The organism is Proteus sp. fly-1067 (genome assembly GCF_040139345.1).
In the GTDB taxonomy this organism is placed as follows: domain Bacteria; phylum Pseudomonadota; class Gammaproteobacteria; order Enterobacterales; family Enterobacteriaceae; genus Proteus; species Proteus vulgaris_B.
The window spans coordinates 1-26,036 of sequence record NZ_JBEEUL010000004.1 but is presented as its reverse complement, the minus strand read 5'-3'; the positions used below and the strand labels follow the sequence as shown (position 1 = coordinate 26,036).

Sequence of the window (26,036 nt, the reverse complement as noted above, 5' to 3'; positions counted from 1 at the left end):
TAGCTATTTTTTAAAAAAAATTTTAAACCTCATTCATATTAATTTTATTAATCATTAAGTTATCTAATTAATAAAAATCACTCTTTCCACGGCATAATAGGCACGGCACTGATCGCATTTTTTGGCGAGCCATCAATGACCTTATCGGAATAAGTTAAGTAAATCAGTGCATGACGTTCTTTATCGTAAAAACGGACAACTTGAAGTTTTTTAAAGACTAAAGATGTTCTTTTTTGGAAAACTACATCACCTCGATTTTTTCCTTTAATCACCTTTTCACTTAACTCAATAGGCCCCACTTGCTGGCAAGAAATTGCCGCATCCGCCGTATCTTCAGCAAGACCTAGACTTCCTGAGATCCCACCTGTTTTTGCACGACTTAAATAACAGGTCACATTTTTAACTTCAGGATCATCAAATGCCTCAATCACAATTTTATGATTAGCACCAAAAAACTTAAATACAGTATCGACATAACCAATTTCTTCCGCTTTTGCCATGAAAGAAAAAGGGAGTAAGATAGACACAGCTAGCATCTTTTTGAAATTTAACATATTTACTTTGTTCCATTGAAAAGATGAAAGAATAATTAGGTCTAGAATAAAACAATCTTTTGCTAACTGATAGAAGAATTTGTGTACATCAGTCGTTGAAAAAGACTATATTTTACGACTGTCTAACAATATAACTTGTTATAGATGTTCAAGCTATTTAACATCTACCGCAATAAATAAACGAATATGACTAAGGGAGATGTATGGATCAAACCAACATCATACGTGATTTGCTCGCTTGGCTTGATAGTAACCTTGATAAGCCATTATCCCTCGATAATGTCGCAACCAAAGCAGGTTACTCCAAGTGGCATCTACAACGCATGTTTAAAGAAGTTACAGGACAAGCGATTGGTTCTTATATTCGTTCAAGGCGTCTATCGCGCGCGGCTGTTGCATTACGTTTAACGAGCCGCCCCATTTTAGACATTGCTTTGCAATATCGTTTTGATTCTCAACAGACGTTTACCCGTGCTTTTAAAAAACAATTTGATAGGACTCCGGCACTTTATCGTCGTACTGATGAATGGTGCGCGGTGGGAATTTGCCCACCTATTACCTTAGATCCTCAAAATTTACCAAAATGGGAATTTGTACAATTACCTGAGAAAAAACTTATTGGTATTGAGCAAACATGTAGCCATACACTTGAGCAATGGGCTGAAGCTTGTTCCGATATGCGCCAAACATTCTGGCGTTACTATATGAGCAAAATAAATGCGGTTCCTCACCAAGTTTATGGTCTTCATCATGCACAACATAGTGATGAACATGAAGATGAGCAACGTGTGCTTTATACCACTGCCGTTGAACCTGACTATGCAACATTTATTGAGGATGATGCAGCCCATGAAGTCTCATTAGCCGGAGGCGATTACATTCGCTTTGATTTCGAAGGCGAGGCAAAACGAGGGGCAATGCAGGAGTTTTTATTCCTAATTTATGGTGTTTGTTTACCTAAAATGGGATTAACTCGCCGTAAAGGTTATGACGTCGAAAAATACTACCTTAAAAATGTGCGTTACAGCAATGAGATGGTGACAGAGCCACAAGATCATATACAACGCTTTGAATATTACATCCCCATTAAACGTGAAGATGTAACCGCATAAGAAAAAGCTCTCTTGATAGTCACGTCAAAGAGAGCTTTTATTTTTTAGCGTTGAACTTCATCTAGTGCTATATCAGTAAGATGACTCACATCTCCAGCCGTTTCAATCACCCAACCATTGGCAAGCCAAGGGCTATTTTGATAATCGACACGAGAAATTGAACAATTACGCAGTCTTAAACGGCGTTCTGCATATGCAGGTAATCCCAAGACGGTACTCAGCAAACATCCTAATGCAATACCATGGCTCACTAAGAGTGGGCGACTATTTTCGGGTAAATCAAGGCATTGATTTAACGCAGCCTGCATTCGACTCGCTAATTCTGCCATTGATTCTCCTTGGGGAATTCGCCCATCAGGTGTACCATCAATCAAACTCTTGCGCCAAGCCTCTTCTTGTGTCTTTAATGTTGCGATCTCTCGCTGTTCAAGAACGCCCATATTGAGTTCACGTAAACGTGAGTCAGTTATCACTTCACAACCACAAGCTTGTGCAATGATTTCTGCCGTTTGACGAGTACGGCCAAGATCGCTTGAGATAATGTGGGTAATACCCGCTGATTTTACTTTTTCAGCAACTTGCTGTGCTTGACGCACACCATTTGCTGTTAGTGGGCTATCAGATTGCCCTTGAATACGTCTCGCCACGTTCCATTCAGTTTCACCGTGGCGAACAAGATAGACCTGTAACATACATTTTTTCCGTTATACTGCTCTAATTTTTCAAAGGATGATTAATTCATTATGTATCATGTCATTGCAGCCACTACGAATCCAGCAAAAATCAACGCGATAAAACTCGCTTTTGAGCAAGTGTTCGGTAAAGATACCTTTGATATTGAAGATATTAATGTCGATAGCCGTGTTCCACAACAACCTATCGGAAATACAGAAACGAGAACTGGCGCACGTCAGCGTGTAATGGCGGCTCGTCAAGTTCGCCCCGAAGCAGATTTTTGGGTAGGTGTTGAAGCCGGTATTGAAGATGATATGACTTTCGCTTGGATTGTTGTCGAACATGGAAAAATTCGTGGAGAATCACGTTCTGCAAGTCTTATGCTACCAGAGCAGATCTTAAAAGGGATCCGTGAAGGCAGAGAGCTTGGTGATGAAATGGCTTTTTTAACCAAAATTGACAATATTAAACAACGTGGTGGTGCAATTGGTTATTTTACCGATGGCCTACTCAGTCGTACTTCTGTTTACCAGCAAGCATTAGTTCTGGCATTAGTACCAGTGACTCATGATATCTATAAAGAACTCAATCAAAAAGAAGATTAATAATTAATCTGATATGTGTTTTTTAGGTAAAAAGAAAGCAAAAAGCCATTTAATCAAATAATTAAATGGCTTTTTATCTTTCTAGCCCACATTATTATAATACAACTATTTTTTTGTCATTAGCTCTTTTTCTAGCCATAACTTCACTTCATGTGGTGCTGTTTTTAAGCTATTAGAGCCTCTAGTAATAGTCGCAATACCAACACCTAGCTCTTCTTTTAGCTCACGCTGACTTAAATCTCCCCGCATTAGCTCTTGCACAATGCGTACTCGTGTCGCCAAAGCACTGCGTTCATCAGGTGTCATTAAAAGCTGTAAAATAGGAAAATGCACATCTTGCTCAAATGCATGTTGTAATAACTCAACGAATCTTAGCCAGTGTTCATTCTCTTCAGGTGATAATGCAGGATCTTGCATCGTGAAAGCCTCTTTTTGCCACACTCATTAACTAGTACAAACTATATCATACTTTGCTAATGTACAAAGAGGCTCCCACGATAAATCGCCTTTTTATCCCTTAATAACGACTATTCCATTCATTCTCAGTTAACACCGGTTGTTGTTCACCCGCAAAATAGCTATAAAAAACAGCAAAAGAGAGTACATTTTTGACATAACCACGCGTTTCTGCAAAAGGAATACTTTCTACAAACGCAATAGCATCTAATTGACCATTTGCATCAGATAACCAACGATCAACACGCGCAGGCCCTGCATTATATGCAGCACTTGCCAAAATACGGTTTTGGTTAAATCGTTGATAAACAGAATCAAGATAAGCAGTACCAATCTCAATGTTTTTTACCGGATTAGTTAATTGCGCACTACTGACATAACCCGTAATACCTGCTTGTTTTACCGTAAATTCAGCCGTTTTTGGCATTACCTGCATTAAACCGGTTGCACCAGCTGAAGAGCGTGCTTGTGGGTTCCACGCGCTTTCTTGGCGAGCGATGGCCATTGCATAATTACGATCTATCGATTTATCTTGCGTGTATTGTTCAAACTCGTTTTTCCAGGCAAGAGGAAAACGTTCTTCTAAGTGATCCCACATTTTTCCTGTAATAGTGGCTTGCACTGCTAAATCAGCCCATTTTTGTTCAAATGCATAGCGTGCTAATTCAGACTGCATTTGTGCGGGTTGCGAAGCAACATAGTTTGCCCACTCTGAGCGCGCTAAGTTGTCCATTTGCCAATACATTAATTCGCGAACACGTTGTACTTCTGGCTGATTAGGGATGCTTGATGAAACACTCGGTGCTTTATCTATCACCATCACATAAGGCTTACCTAATTTGGTTGCGGCAACCATTGGATAAAAACCACGATTTTGCGTCAGCGCTTCTAAAATAGCTTGTGCTTCGCTATTTTTACCTTGAGATTGCAATACCATTGCACGCCAATAACGCCACTCTTCCTTATTTTTACTTTCAGGAGAGAGTCTTTCTAACCACAACGCCAATTCCGCTGGTTGGTTTTGGCTTAATGCTAAGCGTACACGACGTTCACGCAGTGTATCTGATGCGGTATCTTGAATAACGTTATCACGCCATTTTACCTGCTCTGTTGTGGCATAAGGCATATATTGCCACGCTACAGTATCACGCATTAATTGGCGTTCACTCGCCGTCATTTTTTGGGCATGTGCGATATTATCCAGTTGCGCTCTAGCCGCATCTGCATCTTTTCTTGCCCAACGTGAAAATGCCGATTGTATGATAGAACGAGTAAAATCGGTTGGTGAAAGCGCAGTTGCATAGCGCCCAACTAAGTTTGGATAGTCTTGTAATTCAACTAAAGCATCACTAATCGTTTGATAGTTTTCTGGAAGGCGTCTTGCTAAGTAAGCCGCAAGTCCTGTATTTCCATTTTTAATTGCTAAGTTAATTCGTTCTAATACTAACTCTGGTGTTAATTGATTAGCTTTTTGCCATTCATCAAAAAGGGGATCACAACTTGATGGCATTGATGTGCCATTTAGCCATGCTTCTTTAGCTCCCATCCATGCCGTTTGAATATCACCGGTTGCCCACTTGGCATAATAATAGTTACATCTAGCTGCTTTGGGGTTAGGTGGATTAGGGCTAAAAGTCAGTAAATTTTGCCATTCTTGACGCTTAGCCAATTCATTTACAAATAACGAAGGAAGTGCTTTTGCTGGCGGTAATGTCGGATATTTCGCAACAAACTCACTCACTGCGGCAGGCGCAATAACATCAAGATTATCGGTGATTTGGCGATATTCCAGATAGGGATAAAGTGGATAGTTTTCTAATGTTGGGAGTAATTTTTCAACTTCATCTATTTTTTTAAGATCCCATGCCGCTTTAATCTCTTGATAGCGAACACGTTGTTCACTTAATGAATCCGCTTGTGCCCATGCTGAAAAACACAAAGCCCCTATTGCGACTGCTAATGACCACTTTTGCTTAACCACGTAATGCCTCCCACCTCAAATAGAACCACCAAATACTGAATACATTAGCTAATATGATAATCATTAACAATGTAAGTTCCCCTCTTTAAGAGAAATTTTCATTACTTTCAGAGGAAGCACGAAAGGTAGATAAAAACCTCGCTTTTGACTAAGGTTTTCTTTTATAAATCGGGTATACTGGCGACTTTCATCATTTTCGGGTCTTTGGCAAATTACTGACATTGACTTTGCTATTGTTCATTTAGGTGCCCTAAAAATGCGGCTTAATTACAAAAAATTTGTTTTTATTGCGAAAAACGGCACCTCAGAGAAAATCTCTTTTATAATCAAAGGGTAATTATAGTGGCTCAATACGTTTATAGTATGTTGCGTGTCGGGAAAATTGTCCCACCCAAACGACATATCCTTAAAAACATTTCACTCAGCTTCTTTCCGGGCGCGAAAATTGGTGTGCTTGGTCTAAATGGTGCCGGTAAATCAACATTACTTCGCATTATGGCGGGTATCGATACCGATATTGAAGGTGAAGCACGTCCACAACCAGGTCTTAAAATTGGTTATTTACCACAAGAACCAAAATTAAATCCTGAACATACCGTACGTGAAGCCGTTGAAGAAGCCGTTAGCGAACTAAAAAACGCATTAAACCGCCTTGATGAAGTTTACGCAGCTTATGCCGATCCTGATGCTGATTTTGATAAATTAGCTAAAGAACAAGGCCAATTAGAAGCGATTATTCAATCTCATGATGGTCATAACCTTGAAAATCAATTAGAGCGTGCAGCAGAAGCACTGCGCTTACCTGAGTGGGACGCTAAAATTGAGAAACTTTCAGGGGGTGAACGCCGCCGTGTTGCTATCTGTCGTCTTCTGTTAGAAAAACCAGATATGCTGTTATTAGATGAACCAACTAACCACTTAGACGCAGAATCTGTGGCTTGGTTAGAACGTTTCTTACACGATTATGAAGGAACTGTTGTTGCAATCACGCATGACCGTTACTTCCTTGATAACGTAGCGGGATGGATCTTAGAACTTGACCGTGGTGAAGGTATTCCATGGGAAGGTAACTACTCTTCATGGTTAGAGCAAAAAGACGCGCGTCTTGAACAAGAAGCAGCAACTGAAGCAGCCCGCCATAAATCAATCCAAAAAGAACTTGAGTGGATACGCCAAAATCCTAAAGGCCGTCAAGCAAAAGGTAAGGCTCGTCTGGCTCGCTTTGAAGAACTTAATAGCGTTGATTATCAAAAACGTAATGAAACCAGTGAACTCTTTATTCCACCTGGACCGCGTTTAGGGGATAAAGTGTTAGAAATTAATAATCTAACAAAATCTTATGGTGATCGCGTTCTGATTGATGATTTAAGCTTCTCTATTCCTAAAGGGGCTATTGTGGGTATTATCGGCCCTAACGGTGCGGGTAAATCAACGCTATTTCGTATGATCTCCGGTCAAGAACAACCAGACTCAGGTACTTTAGTACTAGGTGATACTGTTAAGTTAGCATCTGTTGATCAGTTCCGCGACAGCATGGATGACAGTAAAACGGTTTGGGAAGAAGTCTCAGGTGGCCAAGATATTATGCGTATTGGCAACTTCGAAATTCCAAGCCGTGCCTATGTTGGTCGCTTTAACTTTAAAGGCGTTGACCAAGGTAAACGTGTTGGCGAACTTTCTGGTGGTGAACGTGGTCGTTTACACCTCGCTAAATTGCTACAAGTTGGCGGCAATATGTTACTGCTCGATGAACCCACCAACGACCTCGACGTTGAAACTTTACGTGCATTAGAAAATGCCCTGTTAGAGTTCCCAGGTTGTGCCATGGTTATTTCCCATGACCGTTGGTTCCTTGACCGTATTGCCACACATATCATCGATTACCAAGATGAAGGTAAAGTGGAATTCTTCGAAGGTAACTTTACTGAATATGAAGAATACAAAAAACGGACATTAGGCAAAGATGCTCTTGAGCCTCGTCGCATGAAGTACAAACGAATGAGCAAATAATCGAATTTATTTACTCTATTTTATAGCAAAAAAAGCAGAGATTATTCTCTGCTTTTTTATAGTTATATAACTATATGAGTTTGAAATTTAATAAATAATTGTAGAACCGTATTAATTAACTCTCTTGCCTGTAATCAAAACTTAAAGGTGCCGTAAATGAAATATTCCCATTAACTAAACGATTACTCTCCGGTGCAGGAAATGGTGAAGCTCGCTTAATGGTATTTAACGCCTCTCTATCAAGAATTCGATTACCTGATGATGTTTCCACTTTCGCATCTAATAACTCACCTTTTGCATTTAACACAATAGAAACTTGTGTCACGCCTGTCGCTTTAAAACGTATTGCGGTTCTTGGGTAACGTTTATACATCTCAATATGGTTATGTATTAAACTTTCCCATCCCATTTGTCCACTTGCCGAAGAAGAAGAGAAACTATTAAATTGAGCACTACTGCTTGTATTAGAACCAGAAATAGGTGCGCTTGTTACATCTGATGGGGCTTCTGAGACAGGAAGATCATCAGGCACTTTCACCGCAACGGGTTTTGGCTTCACCACAGGTTTTACTTTCGGTTTTTCTGGGATACGTTCATAAGTACCTTGTGCTACTACTGGCATTTTAGGTAAATCCAATACTTCTTTCACAGGCTCTGGTTCTGTTTCTGCGGGTTCAGGAACAGACATCACTTTTTCAGGCCCAACAGGGACATCTTTTGTTTCTGCCTTAGCTAATTGATAGATACCAAGATCCATTGTCATTGCGGGTGGTAAAACACCATGGCGTTCATCTTTAGAGGTTATCCAGCCAATGGCGACAACGACTAGCGTTGTATGAAATAAAATACTGGCAGTTAATCCACCAATAGAAAATGACCCACGGCGTGAAAAAGTCGCCGACATACTACTCATAATTCTTGCCTCTGATTTTCTTTCTGATGAATTATAGGCATAATATAAACACAAATGATATTGCTTATTATTAATAATACAATAAAAAATTAGCTTGATAATTATCATAACTTGTTCGTATGAGAAGCAGTAAGAGCTTATTATTTCACTCTTTTTTAGACACCAGAGATTATGGCTAGCGATAAATCATTGGCACAAAAAATTAGTTGTGCCTATCAATCAACCTATGGACAACTTGTGCGTTTTTTCCACAAACGTACGGGTAATTACCATGATGCAGATGATTTGTCTCAAGATGTGTTTACACTATGGTTAAACAGAAAAGAACAAACACCTGTACAAGAACAGCGTGCTTTTTTGTTTAAAATAGCGAACCACGTTTTGATTGACCATTGGAGAAAAAATCAAAAGCAGAAAAATATCTATCAGGATGATTATGAATTAGATGATGCAGCTCAAAATTATACTACTGAGCTTGATCCGGGATACGTCCTTGAGCATCAACAACGTTTAGATCTACTTAGTGAAGCAATTGCAACTTTGCCCCCACGCCGCCGAGAAGCGTTTGTTCTTTATCGTTTTGATGGTTTATCACAAAGCGAAATTGCAGAACAAATGGAGATCTCAATTAGTATGGTGGAAAAACATATTGCGGCTGCTCTATTACATTGCAAAAGATACGTCGATGCAGGACAGGAGAAATGCACGAATGATGAGTAAGCCGGAAAAAAACATACCGGAAACTAAACCTCACACAGATGAGGGCGCAGATCCTCTTTTTTTAGAAACTGATGATGAATTACTCAATGATACTATTGATGAGCAAGCCGCTCTTTGGTTCACCCGACAACACAGCCAAAGAATGACCTCCAAACAACGCCAAGAATTTAAAGAATGGATAAAAAATGATGTAAATCGGCAAGCATATCAAGATATTGCGGGTATTTGGCGTCAATGTGATGCATTATCACGACCAACAATAACCACCATTAAAAAGAAAAAACGTTCTCTTTGGCGTCCCGCTATCCACACTACCGCAACTTTTTGCCTACTCACTGTTTTATATCTCCCTTATAGTCATTTACCTGCGTTACTAATGGATAATATGACGCTTGCAACCAGTGACTTACCAAAAGAGATGACCTTAGCTGATGGCTCTAAAGTCTATTTAAACAGAAACACGCAAGTCAGAGTCGCTTATGTACAAGAAGAAAGGCGATTATGGTTAGATAAAGGCCAAGCTTATTTCAAAGTAAAACCAAACCATTACCGCCCATTTTATGTGCATGCAGATACACGATTAATTAAAGTTGTCGGTACTGAATTTGAAGTCAGCCGATATGATGACAACCAAATTAACGTTGCTGTTCATGAAGGTATCGTTGAGGTTAAAGCAACACCTAAATCCTCTCCAGCCTATTTGTACGCAGGCTCTCAGGCCACCAGCAAATTAGCCAGTGATAGTTTTGTTATCTCTTCGGTTAATATTGATTCCGTAGGAAGTTGGCGTTTTGGTCAACTGCATTTCTTTGAACAACCATTGAATGAAGTGATAACGAAACTGAAACCTTACCTAGATATCAATATTCAATTTTCCTCCCCTGATATTGCCAAAATGAAAGTCTCTGGCGTTGCCAATATTAGCGATGCAAAAGGCTTTATTACCGCAATTCCACTTATATTGCCGGTTAATGTGGTTTTCACTGATAAAAATAATGCGTTAATTATCAATAAGTAAAAAGAAATATGAAAAATATTCTTTTTTACAGGTGAGGATAATTCTCATTTCACCCTCTTCCCTAATAACAACAATTATTAAGTTAGTGAATGGGATTGGTGAAATGAGAATGAATAACAAAAAAGGGATCCTCAAGAGGTCTCTGCTAGCATTGCTAATAAGTACCACTATTGCCGCACCTTGCGCTTATGCATCTGCAATTTCAGTGGCTTTACCAGAACAATCTTTAGCTGATTCATTAAGTGCCATTGCAAAACAAGGGCAAGTCCAAATTTTATTTGATGCTAATTCGGTCAAAAACCTACGTGCTCCAGCACTTTCAGGTCAATTTGAAACCCAAACTGCATTACAAAAAGTCTTAATTGGTAGTGGGTTAGAGATTATTCCACAAGGAAGTGGATTTGTTATTCGCCCTCTCGCAACGACTAATGCGATTGTTATTCCTGAAGTTAAAGTCACGGGTGTAGGTAGTGCTTATCATCCTGCTACCGATGTTGTTTCCGCTCCGCAATACATCACCGCAGAAGAGATCAAACAGCGTAATACGGGTGATGGTAACATCACTGACTTACTAAAAAGTAACCCCGCGGTTCAATTCTCTAATAATGACAGCACATCAATGAATCAGGGTGAAATTAAACCTTCACGTATTTCTATTCATGGTTCTAGTAGTTATCAAAACTCTTATAAACTTGATGGTGTCAGTTTTAACAATGACTTTGATCCGGCTAATTCTGGTAATGGTGAAACCAATACTCGTGTTACTAGTGATGAGCAAGGGATGTATCTTGATAGTCGCTTAATTGATAGTGTCACGGTTTACGATAACAACATTCCTGTAGAATTTGGCGGATTTACAGGCGGAACCGTTGATGTACAAAGCCGTCGCTGGTCTGGTGAAACACATGCCAATGCCTATTACCGCACAACGCGCTCAAGCTGGAACAATATTTTCACTGATCCAAAACTAAATTTTGATACAGCAAACAATGATTTTAGTAATCCCGCTCGTTTCCAGAAAAAATATGATAAACAAAACTTTGGTGGTTGGTTTGAAACAGGGTTAACTGAACATACAGGTTTAATATTCTCTGCATCTCGCCGTGAATCAACCATTCCTATGATGATGAGTAGCGCAGGTGGCTTTATCCATACACCTGACTATGAATTAGAACAAGTTGAACAAAACGCAGGTTATCGCGATCAAACTCGAACTTCAGATAACTATTTTATTAAATACTCTTGGGATATTTCAGATACTCAATCTCTTGATTTATCAAGTAATATCGCGCGTTATAAAAGCTATCTATTCTCAGGTTCAGTCTATAATTCAGGCTATGACAATGAGCATAATGGTTTAAGTTTTACTGCGCTTTATAAACATCGATTAGATCTTGGTACCTTAGAATTAACAACAGGTTATCAAAAGTTAGAAGATAAACGAACGAATGATCAAAATTACTTTATTCGTTTAGATGATGCGATTACCGGTTGGTCAACACCAACAAGTTATAACAGTGGTGGTCAGGGTGACCTAAAGAGCAATCAAGAAACCGTAAGTACTAAAGCGATAATGCGTTTTAACTCTTATGACTTAGGTTCAACTATACACCAACCTACAACAGGCTTTGAAGTTGCTAGAACCAAAGGCTCTTATATCAGAGATAAAGATTTTTATAGTTACTTCTATACGGGAATAACGGATCCCGATACAAACGAGTGGAGTGGCGGACGCTCAAATACAACGCGCTTCCAATCAGGAAGCCATAGTGCAACCTATACAAATTATGCAATCTATCTTGATGACAATATTCAATATAAACGCTTAACACTGCGTCCTGGTATTCGTTTAGATAGAGATGATTTTGTTCAAAGAAACAATATTTCACCTCGTTTAAGTGGTACTTATGATATTTGGGGTACAGGCAATACCCTCTTAATTGGTGGTGTAAACCGTTACTACGGTCGCTCCATGTTAACTTACGCATTATATGGAGCACAAAATGCAGGTTTGCAACACTGTTACTTTGATTGTGAATCATCTGATGCCAGCTGGAATAACCGTACCGATTTTGACGGTCTAGATTCGTTAAAAACACCTTATAACGATGAATTCACTCTAGGTTTACAACAAGAAATTGCCTCAACCACTTGGCGTTTACAATACGTTCATCGTAACGGTCGTGATGAAGTGCGTAGTGATACAAAATATCCTGATAGCACTGATTACGAAAAAATGAATATTCGTGCATTTAATAATAATGGCCGTAGTTCACACGATACAGTGACTTTATCAGTGAAAAATAGTCAGCCTTGGGAATTGGCGCAAGCTGATCATGTTTTCAATGCTTCAATAAGTTGGCAACAAAGCAAAACCAATACCCCGAAAGATTCAGGTTATGCCGACTTTAGTCCAAACACTCAAAACGTTAACCGGAACAAAGTGCTATATGATGGAAAAATCATCGATGCCAAGGACTTACCTTCTGGCAACTTTAACTCGCCATTAAAAATCACAGCAGATCTCACGAGCGTTTGGGATGAATGGAATGTGACTTGGTTTAACCAATTGCAATGGAATAGCTGGCGCTCTCAAGCAGAAAAAACCAATAACGGTAACCCAATTCAAACGCCTGAAGCTGGTTATATTTATGCCTATAAAAAACAAAATTACAGTAGCCGCTTTACATGGGATACAAAGTTAAGTTGGCAGCCTGAGTTTGCTTATGGTGTAGGTGTCTCTGTGGAAGTGAATAACGTCCTTAACACTAAAAACGTTGCCGATCACTTCACTTATAAAAATAACGATTACAAATCTTATGAACCAGGTCGTCAGTTCTGGTTACAAGTCAGCTACGACTATTAATAAATTGACGAAGTTAATGTGAGCAACCAAGTCGATACACAATAAAAATATGACCAATAAGCAATGAAAACAATAAAACAATTTTTCTATTTAGTTTCACCTTTTTGGGGGCGGCGTGCCGCCCTTTACTGCTGGTTTCTATTGATTGTCTCTTTGACCTTAACCCTGTCATCCGTCTGGTTTAACGTCAAAATGAATGAATGGAATGGCGGTTTCTATAACGCATTACAACAACTTGATGGGCAAGCACTCTACAAGCTTCTTCAACAATTTGTCATTATTATTGCAGGATTAATTACTGTTGTGGTAATGGGCGATTTCTTACGTCAAAAAATGGTTATTCGCTGGCGCGAAGGCATGACTGAACAAGTGCTCGATCGCTGGTTATCAAAAAACAGTAAACACTACATGTTAAGGCTGACTTCTCAAGAGCCTGATAACCCGGATCAACGTATTGCAGAAGATATTCGTTTACTAATCGAATCAACAATGCGTTTAACCGTGACATTTTTACACTCGTTACTCACCCTTATTTCTTTTGCCACCATTCTTTGGTCACTGTCTGGCGCTATCTCTTTCACATTAGGGGGCAGCGAGTGGACAATTCCCGGCTATATGTTCTGGGCTTGTATTATCTATACCATTATCGGGATCACCATTACGCAGTTTATTGGTTCACCATTGCGTAAGATTAATATGGATAAGCAACGCAAAGAAGCTGATTACCGTACTGCGCTTATCACCCGTAAACAACATGGCGATGCGATTGCAGGTCAGCGTGGTGAAATGAGTGATCGCAATGAATTAATGAGTCGCTTTTTAGGGGTTATTCATAACTGGAATAACCTTATTCGCTACGAAAGAAATCTTGCATTCTTCACTGTCGGCTATCAACAAGCTACTGCGATGGCACCGATTATCTTTGCCTTACCTAAATTTCTTGCTGGTGAGTTAATGCTGGGGGGATTAATGCAGTTGAGACAAGCATTCTCTAGTGTTGCAGGGGCATTAAGCTGGTTTATTTTCTCGTATAAAGAAATTGCGGCATGGCAAGCAACGGTGACACGTCTTTATAATTTCGTGGTACTGTTAGAGCACGACCATGAGCCAGAAGTCACTGATTTAAATGATAAACAGATTAAATTAAAAGCCAATCTTTCTCTGTTTATGCAAGATGACAGCCTGTTAATCCAAGATATTAACTTCTCTGTAAAAGCGGGTGAATTAACCGTTATTGAAGGTTGCTCTGGTTTAGGCAAATCAACACTGCTTAGAGCATTAAGTGGGCACTGGCCTTATTTCAAAGGGGAAATTCAACGTTCACCAAATGTGTGTTGGCTCCCACAGCGTATGTATCTGCCTTTTTCACGTTTAAACAGTTTGCTCGCTTATCCTTGTCAGCCTAATCAATTCTCCGCTAAAGAGTATGAAGACGTACTTCATTTGGTGGGCTTAGATAAAATAAAAAATCAACTTTCACTTGAAACGGATTGGACAACACGCCTATCAGGTGGTGAGCAACAACGTCTTATTTTTGCCCGTTTATTACTCAATAAACCTGATCTTATTTTATTAGATGAAACCACCTCTGCACTTGATGAACAAAATGCATTGAACATGTTGCAGTTGCTAAAACAACATCTGCCAACTGCAGGTATTGCCTTAGTGAGCCACCAGCGCTTTACACATGTGATTGCAGATAATGTGATTTCACTCAAAGCCCCTACCGTGTCCTCCTCTCAACCTGCTGGAGTTACCGAATATGTATCGTAAATTACTGATTGTTTCCGTCAGTCTTTCCCTTTTAGGGTGTGCGGCAAGTACCCCAAATCAAAATGACAAAAGCGCGCTATTACTGCGCCCTGATGTTCGCCATTTTACCCTAGATAATGGTTTAGACGTCTACTTACTGCAACGCCCACAAACGGGTGTTGAAATGCGTCTTTTAGTAAAAAGTGGCTCGGTTCAAGAAGATGAAAAACAACTTGGTTTTTCACACTTTACTGAACATATGGCATTTAAAGGTACAACCCATTTTCCGGGTACAACGGGCTTTAAACAGCTTGAAAGCCTAGGCATGAAATTAGGTAGTCACGTTAATGCCGCGACAAGTTTAAATGCGACAACGTATAAACTGTCATTGCCGAATGCAAACCCGATCCAAATTAAAACAGGGTTAAAAATCTTATCAGACTGGGCATTTGAAATGACATTTGACCCTATTGAGTTTGATAAAGAGCGCCCTGTTATTGTTGAAGAGTGGCGTTTGCGCCAAGGTATCGGTTTTCGTATTAACCGCCAGTTAGAAGAATTACGTTATTACGGAAGCCGTTATCTGGAGCGTGATCCTATTGGCGATTTAAAAATTGTTAAACATGGCGATGTGAAAGATGCAAAACGCTATTACGATACTTGGTATCAACCAGAAAGAATGGCATTAGTACTGGTTGGTAACTTTAATCAGGGCGATGCTATTGCGGATATTAAGCAACTGTTTAACGCTAAAAATAGCGAAAACAAAGGAATTGATGATCCTTCTTGGCACAATTTTATCGATCATAAAGATCTACTGGTTAAAACGATTTTCGACAAAGAGCAAGGTTCACGTATTTTACAATTTACCTTACAGCGGACTTTACCAGCACCTTTAAATAGTCGACAAGGTCAATATGAAGATTTAATGGATTCATTATGGCTATCAATTTTAAATCAACGTTTCTCCACTATCGTTGATAATGGCTTAACGGCTTCCATTAGCGCTAATGCTCAAGGTGCAATGTTAGACTCTCGTCGTTCACAACAATTGATGATTGCCCACCCTAAAGGTAATGATTACCAAGGTACATTAGATATCTTATTTACAGAAGTTCAACGCCTCGCCTCTGTTCCAGTGACTCAAGAAGAGTTAGATAATGCCCGTAATGCAATGCTAAAACGCCTAAGCCAACAAGCTGCGGGTGAAGAGCGTTATGAGCACGATTATTTAGCCAACCAAATCACAACAGCCATTGAATTGGAAATGCCAATTCAAACTAAAAAACAGGCCCTAAATTTAAGCTATCAATTAATCAATAAAGTGACCCCTGAAACATTGTCAGCTTATTTTGCTCAATATCTAAAACAGGCATCACCACGAGTTGCTGTGATTGGCCCGGATAGTGATGCTAATTTATTTAATGCAACTAAAGCAGCACAACGTTGGCAAGAAATTAGACAGTCAAATCCAGGAGCATTTACCCTAAAAACGCAAGCTGTTGTATTAGATATTAAACCTGAACTCACAGGTTCAATTGTTTCAACGCAATCACTCCCTATTGAAAAAACGCAACAGTGGACTCTGAGCAATAACGTAAAAGTGATTGTGAAAAATGACAGTTATCTCAAAGATAATATTCAAGTTTCACTGCGTATTCCGGGTGGCTCATCACTTGAAACAAACCAAAGCTTAGGTATGGTGCAATGGGCATTGAAATTACCTGAAGTGAGTGGATACAGCCATTACAACGCACGTGAATTAGCGCTATTTACCAAGCAACATCAAATTAGTTTGCGCCCTTACAGCGAACTGTTATTCCATGGTTTCCGTGGCGAAGCGCCAATTGATGAATTAGAAACCTTGCTAACCTTAATGCATCTAAAAATAACTTCTCCACAATTTAATGGTGAGAAGTTAGAGCAACAAAAGCAAGCCATGGCATTAGGTATTTCAAAAACCCCTGTTGAACGTACGTTCTTAGATAGTATCAATAAAGAAAGTTATCAAAATGGCGAGCGCCTTGTAGTTTCACCTCAAGGTACTTGGAAGCAATTTACAGCTCAACAATTACAGCAAACAAACCAAATGATCTTAGGGCAACCTGCTGATATGACATTAGTTATCAGTGGCCCTGTCAATATTAATCAGGTAAAACCTCTGATTGAACGCTGGGTTGCAAGTCTCCCGACACGCTCGGAACAGCGTCTATTCTGGGCAGATCCTGCTATTAATCCAAAGCTAACTTCATTTAGCAAAACATACCCTATCGCAAGCAGTGATAAGAGTATGGTAAGTATTCAATATGCAGCACCAGCTCAATGGTCACAACAACAAGTACTTGCGTTAAATTTACTGGATACCGTGATCAGCCAACGTTTAAGACTCAATCTACGTGAAAGAGCGGGGGGAATTTATTCACTTGGATTCTCTGAAATGTTAACGAAAGTGCCTACAAGCTACTATACCGGCCGTTTAAACTTTACGGCATCACCTGAGCGTGCAGATGAATTAATAGCCCTTGCTCGTAAAGTCGTGAATGATGTTAAACAGTCAGGCATTACAGAGAAAGAGCTACAAGAGGCTAAAAATATCTGGCTAACTGAAAATTCACAGATAAATGACAGTGCAAGTTATTGGACAGAAGCCCTTGCTCAAGTTGCAACTGATGACCAACAGTATCAGCGTTTACTCACTGATCCTGCCATTATAAAAACATTAAATGTTAACGATATAAATCAAGTAGCTCACCAATGGTTAGGTGAAAATGAGAAGGTCTTTAAGCTAACACCTGCGGATAAAAAATAATCCACATTTAAAATCAATAAGTTATAATATTGCCTAAAAGAAAACGCCCAGTTCTAATGTAAATACATTTAGAAATCTGGGCGTTTGTTCATCAATTCTAATCAAGTCATAGCAATTAAGTTCAAATTTATTGACTATTAAATTTGCTAATCTTTTTTAATGGCAAAACGACCGCTACCTAAAAACATCACAGCAATTGCCGCAAATAAATAGAAGCCCGCACTTTCTGGTTCCCATCCCCCTGTTTTGGGATTTAATGCAAATAGATCACCTGAGTGAACCATCAAGACAGCAACAAACATTGTACCGGCCAAAACAAGTGCTGAGGCGCGAGTAAATAGACCAATAATCAGTAAGATAGGTGCGACAACCTCCCCTATTACTGTGCCATATGCAATAAAGGCGGGTAGATTAAAATTAGCTAACATACCCTGAATACCAGCTAATCCACCCGGCTCCATTTTATGAAGTCCATGTAATAACATTAAAACTCCAAGAGAAACACGTAGTATCAATTTACCCAAGTCAGAACAGTCAACAAGTTGATTAAATTTATTAATCATAACGTCTCCAAATTCAAAATAGTGATGTGTGTTTTTAATACGTATTAATAGGTACACTACATTATATGATGAAATATTATGAATGAGTGTGATTTTTATTATCACTATTTGTTCTCATTAAGTAATCACTTAGATTATTATTGCTTTATAACGTGCTATTCACCTTTTCCATGATTAAGATCACAACTTGTTAACATAATGAACTCTTAATCACTCACTTCTCGTTATGCTATAGATATCTCATCTGACCAGTCTAAAAAGGGTATCTGATGGCACATTATTCTCATCTATTTTCTCCCCTTGATTTAGGGTTTACTGTACTGAAAAACCGAATGTTAATGGGCTCTATGCATACTGGTCTTGAAGAAGACCCTAAAGATGCGCCAAAACTTGCACAATTTTATGCACAAAGAGCCGCCGCAGGCGTTGCACTTATTGTTACAGGAGGGATATCACCTAATAAGCAAGGTGTATTATTACCACACGCCGCAACATTAATGTCTGAATCCCAGCTTGCACCACATCAATTGGTTACTGATGCCGTTCATCAGCAAGGTGGAAAAATTGCATTACAGATATTGCATACTGGTCGTTATAGTTACCAACCTAATTTGGTGGCGCCTTCTGCTATTCAATCACCAATAACCCCTTTTATGCCAAAAGAAATGAGTCATGAACAAATTGAACAAACTATTGATGACTACATTCACTGCGCTCAATTAGCTCAAAAAGCGGGCTATGATGGTGTTGAGATAATGGGATCGGAAGGTTATTTAATTAATCAGTTTTTAGTTAACCATACGAATCAGCGTAACGATCAATGGGGTGGCAATATTGAAAATCGTTGTCGCTTCGCTTTACGTATTCTTGAAGGCATAAAAAAAGCCGTTGGTGAGCAGTTTATTATTATTTACCGTCTTTCTATGCTGGATTTAATTAAAAATGGTTCGGATGCATCAGAGGTTGTTTATCTTGCCAAAGCTGTTGAGAAAGCTGGCGCTACAATGATCAATACAGGGATTGGCTGGCATGAAGCTCGAATTCCAACGATAGCCACGATGGTACCAAGAGGCCAATTTGCGAATGTAACACGCGAATTAATGGGCCAAGTGAATATTCCTCTTATTACATCAAACCGTATTAACACACCACAAACCGCAGAAGCTATTTTAGCAGAAGGCTGTGCCGACATGATTTCAATGGCACGCCCTTTTCTTGCTGATCCTGAGTTCGTTCTAAAAGCACAATTAGGGCGTGAAGATGAAATCAATACCTGCATTGCTTGCAATCAAGCGTGCCTTGATGAAATATTTTCAGGGCAAACAGCATCTTGTTTAGTCAATCCTTTTGCTTGTCGAGAAACCGAACTTCTGGTTATTCCAACCCAACAACCTAAAAAACTGGCTGTTGTCGGCGCCGGGCCCGCGGGATTATCTTTTGCTATAACAGCGGCTAAACGTGGTCACCATGTAACACTCTTTGAAAAAGAAGATGTTATTGGTGGGCAGTTGAATATTGCTAGCCAAATTCCCGGAAAAGAAGAGTTTAAGGAAACCTTGCGTTACTTTAAACGACAGTTACAACTCACTGGTGTGATTGTTAAAAATAATACTGAAGCTACTCCTCATCATCTTAAACACTTTGATGAAATTATTTTAGCCAGTGGTGTAATACCACACCTTCCTGATATAGAAGGCCGAGATAATACAATTGTTAAAACTTATTTGGATGTTTTAAAGCACCATCAACCCGTGGGTAAAAGAGTCGTGATTATTGGTAGCGGAGGTATTGGCTTTGATACCGGTCTCTATCTTACGCAAAAAGGGCAATGCAGTAGCCTAAGCCCCTGTGCTTTTAACAAAGAATGGGGCATTGATCCGACGCTTTCATATCGTGGCGGAATAAAACCAGAAAATCACTTAAAAGGTGATAATAAACAGATTGTTATGACTCAACGTAAAGCCGGAAAGATAGGATTGAATTTAGGTAAAACAACGGGTTGGATACATCGTTTAACGCTAGAGAAAAAAGGCGTTAAATTCTTAACGCATTGCCATTATCAACAAATTACACCAGAAGGTCTTGTTATTGAACAAGATGGAAAACAGCAACTTCTTATGGCAGATAATATTATATTATGTACAGGGCAACGCGCTTATCATCCTTTGCTTACTTCTTTAGAAAATGTCCATACAAAAGTCCATCTTATCGGTGGCGCTAAAGATGCTAGCGCATTAGATGCAAAACGCGCTATTAGGCAAGGAACAGAATTAGCTCTCAATATTTAATCCTTTTTCAGTGCTTGAGTAAAAAAGAAACCCCACATAAAAATGTGGGGTTCTATTTTTTTATTATTGATTATTATTTTTACAGCTCTTCCTGTCTTACTACTTACCCTTTTTACCCATTATTTTTTTCAGTTAATGGATTATCTGAAATACGATTATCTTCTGCGATACAGACTGTTGCAGTAAAGAGAACATCTGTTGATGAATTCAGTGCAGTTTCAGCTGAATCTTGTAATACACCAATCATCACACCCACGGCAACCACTTGCATAGCAATATCATTGCTAATACCAAACATGCTACAAGCTAGTGGAATTAACAGTAAAGATCCCCCAGCAACACCAGATGCACCACATGCACAAACTGCAGCAACAAGGCTTAATAATAGTGCAGTTGGCACATCAACTGGCATACCTAATGTATTGACTGCCGCTAATGTCAAAATAGTGATAGTAATTGCCGCACCACCCATATTGATGGTCGCACCTAATGGAATTGAGACAGAATAAGTGTCTTCATCTAAATTCATACGACGACACATTGCCATATTCACAGGGATGTTTGCTGCTGAACTACGTGTAAAGAAGGCGGTTACACCACTTTCACGCAAACATGCCCATACTAATGGGTATGGGTTACTGCGGATTTTCCAAAATACAATCAGTGGATTCACGACTAAAGCAACAAACAGCATACAGCCAATCAGCACAATCAGGACCTGTAAATAACCCGCTAAAACTTCAAAGCCAGTTGTTGCGATAGTTGACGACACTAAACCAAAAATACCGATAGGGGCTAAACGAATAACAACACGTACCAAGTTTGTCACTGCATCCGCTAAATCTTGTGTTAAAGCTTTAGTGGTATCACTTGCATGGCGTAATGCTAAACCTAACCCAATAGACCATGCTAAGATCCCCATGTAGTTGCCGTTGATAAGCGCATCAACAGGGTTTGCGACCACATTAATTAATACCCCTTTAAGCACTTCAGCGATATTTTCAGGTGGTGACAGTTGTGATTCATTAACAACTAGCGTTAAAACTGATGGGAACATAAAGCTTGCAACAACAGCAGTTAATGCAGCAAAGAACGTTGCTAGCAGATATAAAACTAACACGGGGCGAATATTTGATTTTTGCCCTTGACGGTGATTAGCAATCGAAGCCATTACCAGCACCCATACCAAGACTGGCGCAACAGCTTTTAGAGCATTAATAAACAGAGTACCTAACAAACTCATCATCTTGGCAACTTCTGGTGCTAACCAAGCGAGTAAGATCCCTGCAACTAAACCAACGAGTATTTGTTTGACGAGGCTTCCCTTAAAGAACAGGCTGAAGACTCTGGATTGTTGTTTATCCATAGCTATTCCATTACTTAAAATAATATTTAAAAAAAGCATTTTTGAGTGTTTGCAATGCCAGTATAAGGAATTGAATCGCGCTGAAAAGCTGATTATGCAAAATATACAGCATTAACCGTTATTGTTAACAAAAAAATAACATAACTGTGATCATAATAGGATTTTGTTCTTTTTAGTATACCAATCGGAAATGAAAGAAATTATTATTATCAGTAAGTTATGCTTGGTCATATTACTTATTTTTTATTTTCACTCTGCTATTTTTTATTCTTTTAATCAATTAATCAGTTTTTTTATTAACATAATAACTAACAATTAATCACGCTACCTATTCGTAACTGTATAAATAATAGACAGAAAAATGTGTAATATAAATAAGATAACTTTTTTATTTTCTTTCAAATAATATTAAAAATTTATCTTTTTTTGATTAAAACAAAATGTGATATTTCTCTTCTTAGCATTCTAGCTCTTAAGGTTTTCTTTTAAAAAATCCCCTACTCTGAATTCGAAAAGAGATTAGATGTCTATTTTTCAAGATCCCATATCTATGGGTAAGTTATCTCGTTATAGAGTTGAAAAATTTTCTGTCTAGTTTTTCCTGATTTTGTTAGAGTGTTGCTGTTTTAAACAATGAAAAATAGACCCTATGAAGTGGAAAACGGGTAAATGGATTACAACACTTATTGAATTTACATTTACCCTCAAATGACTCAGTTTTAGGAAGCCTTTTATATGGAAATCGTAAGAGAGCTCTTCTTGGCGCTATGGCATCAAGATTACGAAACCTTAGCTAATCCCTCATTAATATGGATTATCTACATTTTATTATTCACCATACTATTCCTAGAAAACGGAGTATTGCCCGCAGCTTTCTTACCAGGAGATAGCTTATTAATTTTAGTGGGTGTGTTAATTGCTAAAGATACAATGGACTTTCCATTGACCTTACTTATTTTAACCGCAGGTGCGAGCCTAGGGTGCTGGCTGGGCTATCTTCAAGGACGATGGCTTGGTAATACAAAGCTAGTACGTAGTTGGCTGTCACATCTACCAGAACATTATCACCAGCGCGCACATGGGCTTTTTCATCGCCATGGCTTAGCCGCATTACTTATTGGTCGTTTTTTAGCGTTCGTTAGAACATTGTTACCAACCATTGCAGGCCTTGCTGGATTGAATAATACCCGCTTTCAAATTTTCAATTGGCTAAGCGGTTTTTTATGGGTAGGTATTTTAACAACGCTAGGCTATTTACTCGGTAACAGTCCGCTATTTCGCCAATACGAACACTATTTAATGAATATTCTTATGCTATTACCTGTTTGCCTATTAGTGATCGGTTTAATTGGTAGCATCTGGGTGGTTATTAAAAAGAAAAGAAAAGCTTAATACGAATTAAATACTATCAAGATATTCCGATAGGAATTACACAGCAAAAAATAATAGAGACCTGTTTCATCATATTGAACAGGTCTTTTTTTCAGAATACACACTTCTAAGCTCCTTTAATCCTCCCATTTAATTAAGATTTATCTCTTTTTTTCACTTTTAAGTCGTTATTTAATTTCATTAAGCTGTAAAATTAGTCTATTGTTATAAGTACTACATTCTATCTCTATTAAAGGAGTTAATTATGTCTCAACAACGTTCAAATGAAGATCTGCGTAGTGAATTGAAATCTCTTGCTGATACTCTAGAAGAAGTACTGAACTCCTCTGCAGATAAATCCAAAGAAGAAATCCAAAGTCTGCGTGCAAAAGCAGAATCGGCAATAAAAGGTTCTCGTGCAAAACTCAGTGATGCAGGTCGAGAAATTGTCGATAACACGAAAGAAATGGCAGGAAAAGCAGATAACTATGTTCGTGAAAATCCATGGACAGGTGTTGGTATCGGTGCTGCTGTTGGTGTTGTTCTTGGCGTTCTACTTGCAAAACGCTAATTTATAATGAGTGATACTCAAAGACCACAGGGCCCCGCATCTGGGGTTCTGAATTCTCTCAGTAGAATTGGTGCTATCGTTATAGGCATGGTTGAAACTCGCCTACAATTAATAGCTATTGAACTGGAAGAAGAAAAAACCACCTTGATCCAGCTTATTTTAATGGCTGGAGTCACCTTGTTACTTACCGCATTCGGTCTAATGAGCCTGCTTATATTGTTATTTTGGGTTATACCCCCAGAATACCGAATTTATACTTTAGCGGTTACAACAGCGATTTTGCTTTTTTGCGCCCTTATTGGCGCCATCATGACATTAAAGAAAGCACGAAATTCCACCTTATTAGGCGATACTCGCCAACAACTGGAATTAGATAAACGTCTTTTGGAGCAATATCATGATGAACAAACAAAATAAGCAGAGTGTTCTCTCAAGACGTAAAAAGCTGTTGTTGAATAAAATTCAGCAACAGCGCTCTGATTTGGGCCAAGGTACACAAACTTGGCTTGATGTGACAGAGCCTTATGACAAAGCGTGGCGGATTTTAGTCTCTTTAAAACCTGCTTTTTTAGTAGGTGCTAGTTTTATCTCTCTTTACAGTATTAAACACCCTAAAAAAATCATACGGTTAGGACAACGCGCTATCGGTGCAATTGGCTTAATTCGAGCAATACAGAAGTCCTTCAAAAAAACCTCAGATTGAACATCAATTTTTTTGTCTAAGAATGTTAATTCTTCTTAATATTCTCTTTTTCAATTTCCCATTATTATCTATCTCACACCGTAGCCGTGGTTATTAAATCTAAAAGTAGAAAAATAACCGACGAAAATACAAATATAAACAGATATACATTGCAGATAATAGAGTTTTATTAGGAATAAATATTATGAAAAAATTTGAAGACATTGCGTTATTAATTGCCCGTATTTTAATGCCGATTTTATTTATCAGCGCAGGCTACGGAAAAATTGGCGCATATGAAGGTACACAGCAATATATGCAAGCAATGGGCGTTCCCGGTTTCTTATTACCACTGACTATTTTATTAGAATTAGGTGGTGGATTAGCAATCTTATTTGGTTTCTTAACTCGCACCACTGCAATCTTTACCGCGGTCTTTACTCTCTTAACCGCATTACTGTTCCACAGTAATTTTGCTGAAGGCATGAACCAATTAATGTTTATGAAAAACATGACAATTGCAGGCGGATATTTATTACTGGTTGTGACAGGCCCGGGTAAATGGAGCTTAGATCGTATTTTCAATAAAAACTGGTAATAACAAGTTTAGAAATAAAAAAGATCCTCTAGGGGATCTTTTTTGTTGATAAAAATTTTTTAATTACTCTATTAGCTTTTATTAATAGATGAAATCCCTAATCAAATAGCCTCCATCTGAAAAATCACCCTGTGAGTGATATTTCTGTCTCTATTTAAAGGGATCTTCTGCGATACACTAAATTTTAGGTGCGGATTTTTTGTACTGTGAGAATAAAAATCGTAGTTTACTTATTATTTTGAAAATAGGGTTGTTTTCTCCTTATAAATCAACATTGTTACAAATTGAAACAAAATACACACTTTGTTACATATTAAAAATCCATGTACATTAGAACTGACTGGCTTTAGCGAGATTTCGGACATTTGCGAAAGTTGATCATGTAAATAAATACACTTATTTTAAGAAACGAAAGCAGTAAATAACGTGTGAACAATTATTTTACGCTAAGTCACTTATCCTACGAGGATATAATGCTTGTTCTCCCCGCCTCTTCCTTTACTTCTTATTAAAAGTACTTAAGCTATTCTAATCAATTAAAGGCTCTGTTATGAGCCTATTATTCAATAGATACTTTTTTAGGCTTATTTTTTTGTCTTTTTTATTGTGTGTTTGTCACAGTTAAATGGGAGCTTTTATGTCAACGAATGACGCTAACAATACCCCTAAACCCCGTTTGGTATTAGATGATCCTACATCATCACCCTCCTTTAAAATGGGGATGACATTCTCAGAACAACAAGCTCGCATTAAAAAATACAGCGAATTACTCGAAACGTTAGGTAAAGGATTACTGCACACGGGGTTAGTGTTTACTTGCCAAATTGGCGGCTTACCCGCAAGCACCTTTCAAGTCACCCAATTCGATTTAAACGAAGGGTTATCAGAGCTTTTCACTCTGTCGATACACGCGGTGAGCGAGCAAAACGACATCGATTTTTCCAATCAATTAGGTGTGGCTTCATCATTAACCGTCAGTCGTGACGGTAAAACAATTCGCACAGTTCAAGGCTTACTGGCGAGTGCTGAACAAGGCAACACAGACGGCATTAAAACGTGGTATCAATTTGTTATTCGCCCAGAAATGTGGGTGATGACGCTGAACCAAGATAGCCGTATTTTCCAG

The 26,036-nt window shown here is 38.7% G+C and carries 22 protein-coding genes; 15 read left to right on the top strand and 7 right to left on the bottom strand.

Annotated features, from left to right (window positions below):
• Positions 1–77 precede the first annotated feature (77 nt).
• Positions 78–536: a protein CreA gene (gene creA / locus ABN217_RS07725; RefSeq protein WP_176694743.1), complete on the bottom strand. Its 459-nt coding sequence runs from the start codon at positions 534–536 to the stop codon at positions 78–80.
• 221 nt (positions 537–757) lie between these two features.
• Between creA and robA the strand changes: the two genes are divergently transcribed.
• Positions 758–1,666, top strand: coding sequence for an MDR efflux pump AcrAB transcriptional activator RobA (gene robA / locus ABN217_RS07720; protein ID WP_196554764.1), 909 nt, complete (start codon positions 758–760; stop codon positions 1,664–1,666).
• A 44-nt stretch (positions 1,667–1,710) separates the two neighbouring features.
• On the opposite strand, the gene gpmB is transcribed toward robA, so the two are convergent.
• Complete coding sequence (gpmB, locus tag ABN217_RS07715; RefSeq protein ID WP_196554765.1) at positions 1,711–2,358, bottom strand: 2,3-diphosphoglycerate-dependent phosphoglycerate mutase GpmB; 648 nt, start codon at positions 2,356–2,358, stop codon at positions 1,711–1,713.
• 51 nt (positions 2,359–2,409) lie between these two features.
• Here gpmB and yjjX point away from each other — a divergent pair, with 51 nt between their 5' ends.
• Entirely contained in the window at positions 2,410–2,946 is a 537-nt protein-coding gene (yjjX, locus tag ABN217_RS07710; protein WP_109408072.1) for an inosine/xanthosine triphosphatase, read from the top strand.
• A 105-nt stretch (positions 2,947–3,051) separates the two neighbouring features.
• Here the strand turns inward: yjjX and trpR are convergent, their stop codons facing one another.
• Positions 3,052–3,363: a trp operon repressor gene (gene trpR / locus ABN217_RS07705; protein ID WP_072063739.1), complete on the bottom strand. Its 312-nt coding sequence runs from the start codon at positions 3,361–3,363 to the stop codon at positions 3,052–3,054.
• A 100-nt stretch (positions 3,364–3,463) separates the two neighbouring features.
• The gene (gene sltY / locus ABN217_RS07700) at positions 3,464–5,383 is read right to left on the bottom strand and encodes a murein transglycosylase (protein ID WP_349459289.1); all 1,920 of its coding nucleotides are present in this window, start codon (positions 5,381–5,383) and stop codon (positions 3,464–3,466) included.
• 342 nt (positions 5,384–5,725) lie between these two features.
• On the opposite strand from sltY, the gene ettA reads away from it, so the two are divergent.
• Positions 5,726–7,393, top strand: coding sequence for an energy-dependent translational throttle protein EttA (ettA, locus tag ABN217_RS07695; protein WP_072071039.1), 1,668 nt, complete (start codon positions 5,726–5,728; stop codon positions 7,391–7,393).
• 115 nt (positions 7,394–7,508) lie between these two features.
• On the opposite strand, the gene ABN217_RS07690 is transcribed toward ettA, so the two are convergent.
• On the bottom strand, positions 7,509–8,306 hold the full coding sequence (locus ABN217_RS07690) for an energy transducer TonB (RefSeq protein ID WP_196554767.1): 798 nt from the start codon (positions 8,304–8,306) through the stop codon (positions 7,509–7,511).
• A gap of 171 nt (positions 8,307–8,477) precedes the next feature.
• On the opposite strand from ABN217_RS07690, the gene ABN217_RS07685 reads away from it, so the two are divergent.
• The 5 genes from ABN217_RS07685 (at position 8,478) to ABN217_RS07665 (ending at position 17,471) form a co-directional block, all read left to right on the top strand.
• Positions 8,478–9,026, top strand: coding sequence for an RNA polymerase sigma factor (locus ABN217_RS07685; protein ID WP_072071041.1), 549 nt, complete (start codon positions 8,478–8,480; stop codon positions 9,024–9,026).
• Positions 9,016–10,044, top strand: coding sequence for a FecR family protein (locus ABN217_RS07680; RefSeq protein WP_349459288.1), 1,029 nt, complete (start codon positions 9,016–9,018; stop codon positions 10,042–10,044). Before ABN217_RS07685 ends, ABN217_RS07680 begins: the two co-directional genes overlap by 11 nt.
• Before the next feature lie 103 nt (positions 10,045–10,147).
• Complete coding sequence (locus ABN217_RS07675) at positions 10,148–12,910, top strand: secretin and TonB N-terminal domain-containing protein (protein ID WP_349459287.1); 2,763 nt, start codon at positions 10,148–10,150, stop codon at positions 12,908–12,910.
• Positions 12,911–12,973: 63 nt separating this feature from the next.
• Positions 12,974–14,683, top strand: a complete 1,710-nt coding sequence (locus tag ABN217_RS07670; RefSeq protein WP_196554769.1) for an ABC transporter ATP-binding protein/permease — start codon at positions 12,974–12,976, stop codon at positions 14,681–14,683.
• Complete coding sequence (locus ABN217_RS07665) at positions 14,673–17,471, top strand: M16 family metallopeptidase (RefSeq protein WP_196554770.1); 2,799 nt, start codon at positions 14,673–14,675, stop codon at positions 17,469–17,471. Before ABN217_RS07670 ends, ABN217_RS07665 begins: the two co-directional genes overlap by 11 nt.
• Before the next feature lie 146 nt (positions 17,472–17,617).
• On the opposite strand, the gene ABN217_RS07660 is transcribed toward ABN217_RS07665, so the two are convergent.
• Positions 17,618–18,034: a DoxX family protein gene (locus ABN217_RS07660; protein WP_349459286.1), complete on the bottom strand. Its 417-nt coding sequence runs from the start codon at positions 18,032–18,034 to the stop codon at positions 17,618–17,620.
• A 269-nt stretch (positions 18,035–18,303) separates the two neighbouring features.
• Between ABN217_RS07660 and ABN217_RS07655 the strand changes: the two genes are divergently transcribed.
• Entirely contained in the window at positions 18,304–20,322 is a 2,019-nt protein-coding gene (locus ABN217_RS07655) for an oxidoreductase (protein ID WP_349459285.1), read from the top strand.
• A gap of 112 nt (positions 20,323–20,434) precedes the next feature.
• Here the strand turns inward: ABN217_RS07655 and sstT are convergent, their stop codons facing one another.
• Positions 20,435–21,688 carry a serine/threonine transporter SstT gene (sstT, locus tag ABN217_RS07650; protein WP_072071046.1) on the bottom strand — a complete coding sequence of 418 codons (1,254 nt, stop codon included), beginning with the start codon at positions 21,686–21,688 and terminating at the stop codon, positions 20,435–20,437.
• Between the two features lie 735 nt (positions 21,689–22,423).
• Between sstT and ABN217_RS07645 the strand changes: the two genes are divergently transcribed.
• From ABN217_RS07645 to ABN217_RS07620, 6 genes are all read left to right on the top strand, one after another.
• Complete coding sequence (locus ABN217_RS07645; protein WP_196554772.1) at positions 22,424–23,080, top strand: DedA family protein; 657 nt, start codon at positions 22,424–22,426, stop codon at positions 23,078–23,080.
• Positions 23,081–23,324: 244 nt separating this feature from the next.
• Positions 23,325–23,630 (top strand): ElaB/YgaM/YqjD family protein, encoded by a 306-nt coding sequence (locus tag ABN217_RS07640; RefSeq protein WP_072071048.1) that lies wholly within the window; start codon positions 23,325–23,327, stop codon positions 23,628–23,630.
• 6 nt (positions 23,631–23,636) lie between these two features.
• Positions 23,637–24,047, top strand: a complete 411-nt coding sequence (locus ABN217_RS07635) for a phage holin family protein (RefSeq protein ID WP_196554774.1) — start codon at positions 23,637–23,639, stop codon at positions 24,045–24,047.
• On the top strand, positions 24,028–24,333 hold the full coding sequence (locus tag ABN217_RS07630; RefSeq protein WP_231619333.1) for a YqjK-like family protein: 306 nt from the start codon (positions 24,028–24,030) through the stop codon (positions 24,331–24,333). Before ABN217_RS07635 ends, ABN217_RS07630 begins: the two co-directional genes overlap by 20 nt.
• Before the next feature lie 184 nt (positions 24,334–24,517).
• On the top strand, positions 24,518–24,910 hold the full coding sequence (locus ABN217_RS07625) for a DoxX family protein (RefSeq protein WP_072071050.1): 393 nt from the start codon (positions 24,518–24,520) through the stop codon (positions 24,908–24,910).
• Positions 24,911–25,547: 637 nt separating this feature from the next.
• Positions 25,548–26,036: contractile injection system protein, VgrG/Pvc8 family (locus ABN217_RS07620; protein ID WP_349459284.1), on the top strand; the 489-nt coding region annotated here is incomplete at its 3' end.

Excerpts from the sequence above, each read along its gene's own strand:
- creA (WP_176694743.1), bottom strand. The coding sequence starts at position 536 with ATGCTAGCTGTGTCTATCTTACTCCCTTTTTCTTTCATGGCAAAAGCG.
- robA (WP_196554764.1), top strand. The coding sequence starts at position 758 with ATGGATCAAACCAACATCATACGTGATTTGCTCGCTTGGCTTGATAGT.
- gpmB (WP_196554765.1), bottom strand. The coding sequence starts at position 2,358 with ATGTTACAGGTCTATCTTGTTCGCCACGGTGAAACTGAATGGAACGTG.
- yjjX (WP_109408072.1), top strand. The coding sequence starts at position 2,410 with ATGTATCATGTCATTGCAGCCACTACGAATCCAGCAAAAATCAACGCG.
- trpR (WP_072063739.1), bottom strand. The coding sequence starts at position 3,363 with ATGCAAGATCCTGCATTATCACCTGAAGAGAATGAACACTGGCTAAGA.
- ABN217_RS07690 (WP_196554767.1), bottom strand. The coding sequence starts at position 8,306 with ATGAGTAGTATGTCGGCGACTTTTTCACGCCGTGGGTCATTTTCTATT.
- ABN217_RS07685 (WP_072071041.1), top strand. The coding sequence starts at position 8,478 with ATGGCTAGCGATAAATCATTGGCACAAAAAATTAGTTGTGCCTATCAA.
- ABN217_RS07680 (WP_349459288.1), top strand. The coding sequence starts at position 9,016 with ATGATGAGTAAGCCGGAAAAAAACATACCGGAAACTAAACCTCACACA.
- ABN217_RS07675 (WP_349459287.1), top strand. The coding sequence starts at position 10,148 with ATGAGAATGAATAACAAAAAAGGGATCCTCAAGAGGTCTCTGCTAGCA.
- ABN217_RS07670 (WP_196554769.1), top strand. The coding sequence starts at position 12,974 with ATGAAAACAATAAAACAATTTTTCTATTTAGTTTCACCTTTTTGGGGG.
- ABN217_RS07665 (WP_196554770.1), top strand. The coding sequence starts at position 14,673 with ATGTATCGTAAATTACTGATTGTTTCCGTCAGTCTTTCCCTTTTAGGG.
- ABN217_RS07660 (WP_349459286.1), bottom strand. The coding sequence starts at position 18,034 with ATGATTAATAAATTTAATCAACTTGTTGACTGTTCTGACTTGGGTAAA.
- ABN217_RS07655 (WP_349459285.1), top strand. The coding sequence starts at position 18,304 with ATGGCACATTATTCTCATCTATTTTCTCCCCTTGATTTAGGGTTTACT.
- sstT (WP_072071046.1), bottom strand. The coding sequence starts at position 21,688 with ATGGATAAACAACAATCCAGAGTCTTCAGCCTGTTCTTTAAGGGAAGC.
- ABN217_RS07645 (WP_196554772.1), top strand. The coding sequence starts at position 22,424 with ATGGAAATCGTAAGAGAGCTCTTCTTGGCGCTATGGCATCAAGATTAC.
- ABN217_RS07640 (WP_072071048.1), top strand. The coding sequence starts at position 23,325 with ATGTCTCAACAACGTTCAAATGAAGATCTGCGTAGTGAATTGAAATCT.
- ABN217_RS07635 (WP_196554774.1), top strand. The coding sequence starts at position 23,637 with ATGAGTGATACTCAAAGACCACAGGGCCCCGCATCTGGGGTTCTGAAT.
- ABN217_RS07630 (WP_231619333.1), top strand. The coding sequence starts at position 24,028 with ATGATGAACAAACAAAATAAGCAGAGTGTTCTCTCAAGACGTAAAAAG.
- ABN217_RS07625 (WP_072071050.1), top strand. The coding sequence starts at position 24,518 with ATGAAAAAATTTGAAGACATTGCGTTATTAATTGCCCGTATTTTAATG.